Origin of the sequence: Saccharomonospora iraqiensis subsp. paurometabolica YIM 90007, from assembly GCF_000231035.2 — a bacterium.
GTDB classification, from domain to species: Bacteria; Actinomycetota; Actinomycetes; order Mycobacteriales; family Pseudonocardiaceae; genus Saccharomonospora; species Saccharomonospora paurometabolica.
On the sequence record NZ_KI912255.1, the window covers coordinates 2784 to 3418 of the forward strand.

A 635-nucleotide genomic window follows, 5' to 3' on the forward strand; every position below is an offset into this window, starting at 1 on the left:
TCCCCCGGCAGACGCCCGCCGCGCGCGGGCAGCGGCTGCGCACCCTGCTCGGCTGAGCGTCGGGGTGCCGCCTCACGCGTGCTGTTCGGCGCACCGACAGGAGGCTTTGTGCCCTGCCGGTGCCGGTGCGGCGCGCGCACAGTCGGCAGCAAGCGACGCGACACCCCGGCCGAAGGGCGCAGGAATGAGTCCCCCCATCGAGATGCGGACGTTGTCCGAAGACGAGTGCCTCGACCTGCTGCGCTCGCAACCCGTCGGGCGCCTGGTGTTCACCGAGAACGCCCTGCCCGCGGTGCGGCCGGTGAACTTCCTGCTCGACGGCACCGACGTGATCATCCGGACCGCGCCCGACTCGTGGTCGCACCGGCTGGCGGGCTCGGTGGTGGCGTTCGAGGCCGACCACATCGATCCGGACACGCACACCGGGTGGAGCGTCGTCGTCCTGGGCACGGCGGCGGTGGTCACCGACATCGACTCGCTCGTGCGGATCAGCGACCCGCACCACCGCCCGTGGGCGCCGGGCCGCCGGGACCGCTACCTGCGGGTGACCGCCGGGGAGATCACCGGACGGCGCCTGTCGCTGGCGCCCGCCTGAACGGCCCCCGTCCGCGCCGGGTCACGCGAACGGGCGCACG

The 635-nt window shown here is 74.3% G+C and carries 1 protein-coding gene; it reads left to right on the top strand.

What is annotated here, in order from left to right:
- Positions 1 to 184 precede the first annotated feature (184 nt).
- Positions 185 to 595 (top strand): pyridoxamine 5'-phosphate oxidase family protein, encoded by a 411-nt coding sequence (locus SACPADRAFT_RS0218515; protein WP_007027897.1) that lies wholly within the window; start codon positions 185 to 187, stop codon positions 593 to 595.
- The last annotated feature ends 40 nt before the right edge of the window (positions 596 to 635 follow it).